The following is a 10,032-nucleotide window of genomic DNA, read 5'->3' as shown; positions in this document are numbered from 1 at the left end:
TTCCTGTATTGCCATCTACGGCTTTGCTGCCGTCATAGGCGCTGTTGTAATTACTGCTGGTGAGGATGGGTTTGTTTTGCGCTATATTCTGAGCTATGGTATGGCGGGTAAGTGCTGATGTCCACAGCATAACGAGTAGCATCAATGCTTTGATTATTTTCATAGTTGGTTTTGTTTATGGTTTGATCAAATCAGGTAATACGCTTGATACCGGAGTGTCTCAGCCAGGGGCTGCTTCCATTTTCTCCGGTATCTTCAGAGATGCCTGGCACAGTAAACAAATAGCTCTATAGACCTGATCGGCAGTAGTCATTCCCCCATTGATTTAGAATTAAGCCATGCCAAACGCCAGACAAAACATATAGTAAATCAATAGCTAAGCGGGCAAATACCAAAAAAAGGCACCCGGACAATACTAGTACATATTAAAAAAATATTGTTTTTATGGCGTGAACATTCAATTGCAGACTTCTAAATTATATCCCGATAGTGATATAATGGTCGGAACAGGCCCCGATAGGGAATCGGAGCAAGCCATGGATGAATAATTGGCAGTTGTCAAAAAATAGTCATGAGTACTTAGTGTCTGTAAGAAAACGCCCATGTTTGCGTTACGCTTGTCCCAAAAATGCTCTTCCCGACAACTGTAACAACTGTACGGGACTACTGCTTTTTGGGGACTTTGCAAGCCTTGACCTTGACGTCTCCTTAAAGCCACTTAGAGTTTTCTTACAGACACTAATTAAGGCTCCGAAAACAGGGGGCCTTCCTTTAGCTTGTTAGGAAGCACCAAGTCGGCCAGCATATCATGGTATTTCTTTAAGACCTTGGCATATAGCCGTGAGTTCTCCGAAACGTGAACACACTGATACCGCGACACCAGGAAAAAAAGACTGAGGCTACACCTCGATACCTGTATTATCCTCTGATCCAGGTCTACAAGCACCACTCGCCAGCCTTCCTGTATAAAATAGGTACTTTTCATTACCCGGGTATAATCGTAGATCTTCACCATAATCATAATCTAAATATTGTCTCTAAGAAAACGCCAATGTCTGAGTTGCGCTTGCCCAAAAAGTGCTCATCCCGGCAACTGTACGACAACTGTTACTGAACTTCGTCCCGCCCTTTGGCGGGAAAGTTTTCTTAAAGCCACTTAGAGTTTTCTTACAAAAACTAATTAAGCGGGTAATTAACAATGTCCTGGATAGCCATTATATGTACTTTATCCCTCAAAACAACCAAATCCTGCAGATGGTCCTGAAACTGGCTATGAATTCTTCTGAATTCGGCCTCATAAAACTCGTGGCACTCCACTTTTTTGAGTAGTGGTATCAAGTCATCTCCATACAACTGATAAGCAAAGTCAACATTAGCCTGTTGATAGTGAGCTAATATATTGTTGGTTTCCTCTATTAATGTGTCGAGGCTTTTTAAGAGCAGGTTGTAGTTTGCTCTTGAACTTTCCCATTGTGTTTTCATATGCAGATATTTAGTTTTGAGATATCAGTATTGAGTATTGAGAAATCCGAAGACCGAAGTCGGAAGTCCGAAGTATCGCCAAATACGCCCGACTATAATACATTTCGTTTGCCTACTGCCGGCTATTCATCTCCATCCTCGTATGGCTTTTAGCTTTCCAGTCATTTCATGTGCAGATATTTAGCATTGAAACCTCATTATGTTGTTATTTTGTCGTCCATTTTACCACTCTTCACTCAAGACTCAAGACTAGCTACTCACGACTATATCAGTATTGAGTATTGAGAAGACCGAAGACCGAAGTCGGAAAGTCCGAAGTGTCGTCGAATACGCCCGACTATGACACACTTCGTTTTGCCAACTGTTTTTGCCTACTGCCAACTATTCATGTGTTGCTTGCTGCATGGGGAGATACAATTCGCACCTCCCCTACAGCTATTTCAACCTAAAACCCGCCTAAGGGTTATTTTAAAACATTCAGTCGTACTTCAAAGGCAAAGTAATATTCAAATTTCCGTTTCAAGGATACCCGTTTTCATCACCGGATTTATCCCACCGCTGATTAAACTTTCTATCTCTGAACTTGTAGGTATCTTTAATTTTGTCGAATACAATAGGAGCATTTACCGACTCAAAAAGATTTGAATCTATCAGCTTGTTGATTAAATCTATATCGCGATTCAATGTTCTTACTGATACTCCCAGGCGCTTTGCGAGCAACTTTGGTTTACCCGTATTTTGCAGATTAACCAATGATAATATTTTCATCCACCTGATGATTATATCATCCAATCTCATTAACAGCTCACTGTTATTGAATTACTCTGATTTTCTTTTCCTGTAATTTCAATGCGGATCAAATGCCAAATATTCTTCCTTTTCATTCTTTTTTATATCTTTAAATGTTCCAATACGAAGTTTTTCGTGTTGATGATCTTTTTATCCTTGTTGTAATGCTAAAATAATCATATTTTGACAATAAAGTCAATTTTTGCAAGAAATTTTAAATATTTCCGTGAAAAAGCTCGTATAGGACAAGAAGCTCTGGCGGAAAAAATAGGGGTCAATGTGCGTACAATTTCCGTCTACGAAACGGGAAAGGGGTATCCAAAAGTGGACTTACTGGTAAAAATAAGCCAGGTGTTGCAAGTTCCGGTGGAATACTTTTTTGCAGATGATCCGGAGGCAGTAGAAAGTGGCAGTTCAATTTCGGTAGAAGAGCCTGGCGTATCTTATAAGACCGCAAATGAGCACCTGAACAAAGTAAAGGACTACCGCAGCGTCTTAAATGCCTACCGCCAATTGGTTTCTGATGGAGATATAGAGACTTGTGAAAAGCTGCTGAACACCTGCATGTCTATCATTGATGATCTAGAGGTCGCTTACCTTGAAAATAATCAAGCAGAGGCCAAGCTTAAATTTGCAACTGATCTGATACGTAGTCTGGCCGGGGGGAAACAACTGTTTTAATTACATGGTCTGCTTTTTTTTAGATCAGCCTGCCTCATAGACTCGTAGTGATAGCGTCTTAGAAAGTCAACTATTACAGCTTTCAAAACAACCCACTCCAGAACAAATTACAGCCTCATTCTGAAATTTCCGGTGAGTAACTGAGAAAATTCCAGGATGACGTGGTGGTTTATGATTCTGTTACTCCTCGGTGGTTAATGATGACGTAATGTCATTATCCACAAAATCAACTGAGAGTTGTTATTCTCCTACAGGATGACGGCAAGATGCTGGATTTTATATCGATTTCGCGTTTCTCATCGATACTCTACAAAATAAAAAACAACAGAATTAAAATGATCAACAAAATCGCCACCCACTGAATGCCCCGGCTAAAGCCGGGAAACTCGTAGCCACAAATCGGGCACTCCTTGCTCTTAGCATCGATCTCCATTGCACACGAAGGACATTCTTTCATATATAGTATGAGATATTAGTATTGAGTATTGAGACTAACAATCTCAGTTCTCAGTTCTCAGTTCTCAGTTCTCAGTTCTTAGTTCTCAGTTCTTAGTTCTCAGTTCTCAGTTCTTAGTTCTTAGTTCACTGTTTGTCTGTACTTGTGGCACCACTATCTTCAAAAGCGCAAGAGTAGTGCTACGAATTCACGACCAACGACCAGCAGCCAGCAGCCAGCAGCCAGCAAAGATAACCAATGGTAGTTGAACCACGAAAGGGTGCCCGTTTTGTCAGAAGAAATTATCATTATATTTTTGGGTTTCAACAGCTAAATGCAGATATCCTTTTGAAAGAAAATCACTTCAAACACATCCTGGACCTGAACCTGGCTATGCTCTTAATGAGTACCTCGGGGGCCCTTGGCCGGTTTATAGATATGGCTCCACCCGTTACCATCTGGTGGCGATGTATTTTGGCAGCCATCTTCCTTTGGGTATTTTGCCGTTGGCGAAAGGTAGACCTCTCAGTCAATCTTTCGATAGATGGAAAGGCTTTTATTGTTGCTTCAATTTTACTTGGTGGCCATTGGATCACCTATTTCTATGCCCTACACCTGTCAAATGTTGCCATCGGCATGCTTTCCTTGTTTACCTACCCGGTTTTTACTGCTCTACTTGAGCCGATGTTGTTAAAGACCAAATTTCACCCAACTCATCTATGGCTCGGCATCCTGGCGCTCATTGGCATTTACCTGCTGGCTCCTGACCTTGACCTGTCGAACAGCCATACACGGGGTATTGCATTTGGCTTACTCTCATCACTGCTCTATGCTTTAAGAAATCTCCTGTTAAAGAAAAAAGTATCCCGGTATAATGGTTCTGTGTTAATGTTTTATCAGTTGGCGATCGTCACTTTGTTGCTCTGGCCGGTACTCTTTATTTTCGATTCCCTGGATATTACAAGACAGTGGCCTGCAGTCGTCACTCTTGCACTGATCACTACCGCTATTGGGCATACACTTTTTGTGGTGGGATTGAAACACTTTTCAGTAACAACAGCAAGTATTATCAGTAGCAGCCAACCTATCTATGGCATCATAATAGGTTTTATCTTCCTCAACGAAATTCCGCAATGGCGTACTGTTTTGGGTGGAGCGCTCATACTGGCTACCGTAATCATAGAAAGTACACGCTCATATAAAAGCACTGCAAAAAACCCGTGATTTGTTTTTTATGTGTATGTAATTTAATTTTCAATGGTCACATACCTTACATGTTGTAGTTCATTCGGCACCCAAGCATAGAAAACTGTCCGAAATGCTTTTGATCTTCGGCCTGTCCCCATCACTATATCACTATCGAGGTTGGTATCCTTATGGTCATTTCCTGTATATAAGGTCCCGGTTTTTAATAACAGTCATCGCCAGCGCGAATACGAGGCCGATTATGGCAATGACATCGACTGTATCTGCCGGAATATCGGCATTGAAAAGAATGTCAAGGTAATACTTAATGAATGAATTGGGGATCCCTTCCTCCCCCAGCTCTTCTTTTACATCCCAGTGCCAATCGGTGAGGAAACAATAGCCAAACCCGTAAAAGAAGCCGAGGATCACCCATGACCCCAGGGTAAGCAGGATAGTAACCAGGTGTATACGCTTTAACCTGTTGAAAGCCCAACCAGTAAGATTAAAGAGGGTGAGCCCTATATGCAGGACCGTAAGTACGATATCAGCGGCTTTCAACCAGATCATATCTTAAATTAAAGGAAATAAGCTTACCGTCATAAACGTGTTTTAATTAATATTAATTTTTATCTTGACTGAAGATAAATGTAGCTACTAACCTGACCAAATTTATGGCTGAACTAAAAACAAAAGTCACCGATGACAGTGTTGTGAGCTTTCTGGCTGGTCTCAAAGATGATAAAAAACGGGAGGATGCGCATAGAGTGCTGGCTATAATGAAGGAGATCACCAAGTCTGAACCAAAAATGTGGGGACCAACTATTGTCGGCTTTGGCAGCTATCACTATAAATATGCAAGCGGCCGAGAGGGAGATTGGTTTGTAACAGGCTTTTCCCCCAGAAAGCAAGCGCTCACACTATATATAATGGCAGGATTTAGCCAGTATGATGTGCTCATGCAAAAGCTGGGGAAGTATAAAACCGGAAAGTCGTGCCTGTACGTCAAAAAATTGGATGACATTGATGAAAACATTCTCCGGCAGCTAATTGAACAATCAACAAAATACATTAAAGAAAAGTATCGATGATTACAGGTAAGTCGCTATGAACGTTCACAGGCCATATACTATCCGTACCATGGGAGTAGTAATTGCAGCTTTTGCCGGGTTTGTCGTGTTTGGCGCCACTTTGGGCCTGCTTATTAATTTATCAATTTCAGGCATTGAACAGCCTGGGGCGCCTCCTCCCATGGAAAATCCTTTCTACAGACATTTTAATAGCATTGCTATTTTTTCCCTGATCATAGGGCTATCGCTGCTCATTGGCGGGATTTTTACTTCGAAATATAGAAATTGGGCACGTTTGCTGGTTATCATCAGCGCTATCGTACTAGTAATTGTGACCTGGGTACTTATGGTCCTGATTAGCTTTGACTTGGCGGGTGAATCAGATGTGGTTGATCTATGGCCTTATATTATAGGCATATTCTGGTCTGCTCCTGCCATATTGTTGACATGGTATTTAAACAAAAAAGATGTAAAAAAATACTTTCGTTAAACCTAAAATTGATCAACTCCGATCACAAATACCGGCATATGCACAAAACCTGCACTTAGACTCGTCATCCGTCTGTCCGAAAGGCACCTGAGGATTAAAGATCTCTGATAACAGCTCTTTTAGCAGGGTGGTGTATTTATTGAGATACAAAGCAGCATTTTCCACTTTTCCCGTACCCCGGTGCTGAAGCAATACATCTTCACCCATAAAAAGGGTATCTTTATTAAAAACTGCAGGTATCATCACTTCATCAGGCTGCTTTTCATATTGATATAGTAATGCATAATAAAATGTCTGAAATGCTGCCTTGTTTTTCTTCTTGCGATCGAACAGCTCTTCCATGTTTTCAAAAAGGTGCTTATCCTGACCTGTTTTGTAGTCTATCAGCCTCACTCGTCCATCCTTTTTGTCCAGACGGTCGATAGTACCACGTAAACCGATAATGAGTTCACTGTTCTGAGTTCTCAGTTCACTGTTCTGAGTTCTCAGTTCACTGTTCTCTGTTCTCAGTTCACTGTTCTCTGTTCTCAGTTCACTGTTCTGTGTTTTTGGTTCGCTGCTCTGTGTTCCGGGCGCGGGTATAGGTAGGTCGAGTTCGTATTTTTTCTCAGCGCCTACGAAGTCAAACGGGGCGTACTGCTCATCGAGATCCAGGATACTCTTTATAAAGTCCTTTACAATTTCTTTTGCGATGATGTTCTTTCCTTCAAAATAAAACTTTCTGTCGTCACTCACTGCGAATTGCTTTCTGAAAGCCTTCACCGCGGCCACTTCTATTCTTTTCCTTAGCTTTTTAACATCATCTTTATCAATAGTAGCCTGTCCTTTTTCATTAATATAATCTTCATACAACACCTCCATAGCATAGTGAAGGACATTACCTAACGAGCGGGCATCAACATCTTCGTCCATATCATCCTTTTCATAAAGGTCAGCGACATAGCGCAGGTAAAATTTCAGGCTACAATCCAGGTACGTACTTAATGCAGAGGGGGACAACCTTTTGGTGGCCGGGGTATCATTTTTGACATACCGGTGCAAACTTTGCATCACAAGCGCGTCTTTTTTTATGACAATGTCGATCTTGTCATCTACCTCCGCATAGTTAGACAGCACATGGGTTTTAATAGGCAACCCTGATTCATGTATCAACTGCTGTAGATACCTGCTCATCTCTTCTCCGCCAAGGTCATTCCCCTCGGTGTTATAAAAGAGTTCGATGTGCTTTGGTCGCTGCAATAACCTATAAAACAGATAAGCATAGATGGCATCTTGCTGATCGTAATTAGGCAGGCCGTATGCCTTGCGCAAATTATAGGGTATGAACGAATGCTTGCCCCCTTGCGAGGGAAAGAAGTCCTCATTCATGCTAAGCACAAAAACATGCTCAAAATCCAGGTTCCTCGTCTCCAGCACCCCCATGATCTGCAGTCCCCGTAGCGGCTCTCCGGTAAAAGGCAGCCTTTCTGTTCGCACCAGTTGTTTGAAGAGCTGACTGAAAGATTTGAGATCTGTTTTTTGATCAACAGCAGATAACAGCGCGGCATACCGGTTCAGTATCTGGTAGTAATGATGAATGTATTCCACCTCCACACTCACCTCTTCACTGGCCGATAACTGATGCAGGGCAAGCAAAATATCCGAAAGGTAGCGGATAAGATCATCGGCTGCCTGCTGGAAGATCAGCCTGATAATCTGCTCATCGATCAGGTCGGAAGTGGTTAAAAAAACTTTGTTATTTCGCTCGATGTCCTCGATCAGTCGCTGCATGCCAGTTGGGTTGTGAGGCATGATCAATGGATGTCTGAAAATGGCGAGGGCAGGCTTAAAGTTGAACAGAATATGCTCTTCCGGGTCTTTGCGAATAGTACGTTGTAGATCGAGAATATGCTCTATCAGGCTGTTGACCGGTGCATAAGCCAGGGGAAAGCCCATGGTCACATTTATGGCCGTCACCTCATCAGGAAGGGAATGCAGTACCGGGAAAAGCAAAGTCTCATCAGCCAGTACTACCGCAATCTTTCGGAGGTCCAGATCAGGTTTCTCCCGTAGCAGTTGTCCAAGCATCTGCCCTACCACCTTGGCCTGGCCAACATGCTGGGGAACACCGACAATATTTACCTCCTTATCGCCACTGCGAATCATGGAGGGATACTCCTTCCCGAATGATGATGTAAATACCTGCTTCGCCCTGTACTCTCTTAGAAAATTCCCTGCCTCCTGGTGAGAGTCTGAAAGGTAGTATTCGTCTAAATCCCAAATAATACGAGCCTGCTTATTGGTGATAAACCAGCTAATTATCTTTTCCTCGGTAAGGGTCAGCGCATTGAACCCGGCAAATATCACAGGGCCGGTGATATCTTTAAAAGGTATTTTATCCAGGTTCTCCGCTACAAAACGGTATTGCATGCCTTCATAGGCAAGCCCATCGTTTTTTAATGACCTTTGAAACTGAGTATACACTTTAAACAACCTGTCCCAGACGAATTCGAACCGTTCCTTTTGTGCTGATTTGCTCTGGTCAAATCCTTGCCAAAACCGCTGTATCACCTCCTTTTGCTCCGGAAGCAAAAAATCAAAGGTCAGATCAAGTTGCTTTTGTCTGCTGAGGTTAGAGTACAGATTTTCAGCGTTGACAAGGTACTTATCCAGGTCGTCAAAATCCTTGAGCAGCATCTGCCCCCAGTAATAGAACCTATCAAAGCCCTCGGTAGTCTTCATTACCTGAGCATAAACCTCAAAAAGACGATATACCAGGAAAAGCTTATCAGCAATTTGAGAAGGCGATTGTTGTGCAATAAAATCCTGAAAAGAAAGTATCCGGGGCGACCATACCGGCCCTGTGAGTTGCTGCTTTATATACTCACGAAAGAACAAACCGGCTCTACGGTTAGGAAATATTACCGTAACATCCCCCAGCTTATTGCCGTGGTCCTTTACCAGTTGCTCCGCTATTTCCTGTAGGAATGTTTTCATGGTTAAACTGATTGGGGTATTTTGAACACATGGACGGACCCGGGATAACTTTCTAGAGCGAACCTCTCATTCCCAGCCTTGTGCCGGGATCCGGAAGATCGGAGCAAATAGCCGCTGCGATCATTCAAACTCGAAGGTCTTCCAAAGCTTTCCTTTCCTAAGTTCGGGGCCCCGGAACAGGTCCGGGGACTAGTGCTTTCTTCTATTCTATTACTTTTTATCAATGTTTTGCTCCTTAAAATCGTCATATAGATCACGCCATTGCGGATTAACAGAATTAATCAGATTTTCCTTCCACTGTCGCCTATATCTCTTGATTTGTTTTTCACGTTTTAACGCGTCTTCTGCGGTCGAGTAAACCTCAAAATAGACCAATTTATCACAGTTATATTTATTACTGAATCCCCAATTGCTCCGCTATTTCCTGTAGGGATGTTTTATGATTAAACTCTCCCCTGTTCAAATTTTCAATTTGAACTTCCCCTCTCTAAAATTTAGAGAGGGGTTTAATTGGGTTATAAATATGCTATTATCTTTTCTATTACTGAGTTAAAGTTCTCTTCTACTTCGGAGTTTTTTACTCTTACAACTTTTAAATTCTTCGCTTTCAGAATTAAATCTCGCTGCTCATCATAGTCTCGCTGTAAATCGTGTATTTTCCCATCTACCTCTATAACTAAAGATGCTTCATGACAATAAAAATCAGCTATAAAGAAAGAGCGTCTTCCGTGCTGCTCGTAGGAAAGCGGATGCTGACGTAAAAATTTCATTTTCATCCTTTTACGATTTCGTAAAACCCTCCAAAGATCCGCCTCCGCAGGAGTCTGATTTTTGCGTAATTCTCTCGCCAGTATTTTTATTTCATTCCAAGTCATGAAATTGTAACGTAATGTGTATTCCACTTTTCCCCTCTCTAATTTTTA

At 42.1% G+C, this 10,032-nt stretch carries 10 protein-coding genes; 4 read left to right on the top strand and 6 right to left on the bottom strand.

The genetic code is table 11. From position 1 onward, the window contains the following. Positions 1-742: 742 nt before the first annotated feature. From C900_RS25160 to C900_RS25150, 3 genes are all read right to left on the bottom strand, one after another. Positions 743-1,015: a hypothetical protein gene (locus C900_RS25160; protein WP_245558489.1), complete on the bottom strand. Its 273-nt coding sequence runs from the start codon at positions 1,013-1,015 to the stop codon at positions 743-745. Between the two features lie 161 nt (positions 1,016-1,176). After that, positions 1,177-1,482 (bottom strand): hypothetical protein, encoded by a 306-nt coding sequence (locus tag C900_RS25155; protein WP_009583207.1) that lies wholly within the window; start codon positions 1,480-1,482, stop codon positions 1,177-1,179. A 519-nt stretch (positions 1,483-2,001) separates the two neighbouring features. Continuing rightward, positions 2,002-2,280 (bottom strand): HTH domain-containing protein, encoded by a 279-nt coding sequence (locus C900_RS25150; RefSeq protein WP_009583206.1) that lies wholly within the window; start codon positions 2,278-2,280, stop codon positions 2,002-2,004. Between the two features lie 174 nt (positions 2,281-2,454). On the opposite strand from C900_RS25150, the gene C900_RS28985 reads away from it, so the two are divergent. After that, positions 2,455-2,952: a helix-turn-helix domain-containing protein gene (locus tag C900_RS28985; RefSeq protein ID WP_009583205.1), complete on the top strand. Its 498-nt coding sequence runs from the start codon at positions 2,455-2,457 to the stop codon at positions 2,950-2,952. A 694-nt stretch (positions 2,953-3,646) separates the two neighbouring features. Continuing rightward, a complete protein-coding gene (locus C900_RS25140) occupies positions 3,647-4,612 on the top strand; it encodes a DMT family transporter (RefSeq protein ID WP_009583203.1) in 966 nt (321 codons plus the stop codon). A 156-nt stretch (positions 4,613-4,768) separates the two neighbouring features. Here C900_RS25140 and C900_RS25135 read toward each other — a convergent pair whose 3' ends face one another. Further along, entirely contained in the window at positions 4,769-5,143 is a 375-nt protein-coding gene (locus C900_RS25135; RefSeq protein ID WP_009583202.1) for a DUF2784 domain-containing protein, read from the bottom strand. 104 nt (positions 5,144-5,247) lie between these two features. Here C900_RS25135 and C900_RS25130 point away from each other — a divergent pair, with 104 nt between their 5' ends. Together C900_RS25130 and C900_RS25125 are read left to right on the top strand one after the other, a co-directional pair. Beyond that, positions 5,248-5,664, top strand: a complete 417-nt coding sequence (locus C900_RS25130) for a DUF1801 domain-containing protein (RefSeq protein WP_009583201.1) — start codon at positions 5,248-5,250, stop codon at positions 5,662-5,664. A gap of 49 nt (positions 5,665-5,713) precedes the next feature. Beyond that, entirely contained in the window at positions 5,714-6,133 is a 420-nt protein-coding gene (locus C900_RS25125; RefSeq protein WP_185114000.1) for a hypothetical protein, read from the top strand. Positions 6,134-6,145: 12 nt separating this feature from the next. Here C900_RS25125 and C900_RS25120 read toward each other — a convergent pair whose 3' ends face one another. Beyond that, entirely contained in the window at positions 6,146-9,109 is a 2,964-nt protein-coding gene (locus C900_RS25120) for a PD-(D/E)XK nuclease family protein (protein WP_009583199.1), read from the bottom strand. Positions 9,110-9,624: 515 nt separating this feature from the next. After that, the gene (locus tag C900_RS25110) at positions 9,625-10,011 is read right to left on the bottom strand and encodes an endonuclease domain-containing protein (protein ID WP_245558488.1); all 387 of its coding nucleotides are present in this window, start codon (positions 10,009-10,011) and stop codon (positions 9,625-9,627) included. Between the last annotated feature and the right edge of the window lie 21 nt (positions 10,012-10,032).

The sequence above is a fragment of the Fulvivirga imtechensis AK7 genome (assembly GCF_000331535.1).
Lineage (GTDB): Bacteria > Bacteroidota > Bacteroidia > Cytophagales > Cyclobacteriaceae > Fulvivirga > Fulvivirga imtechensis.
Note: the sequence above shows the minus strand (reverse complement) of the source record. Positions and strands in the feature narration are given on the sequence as shown.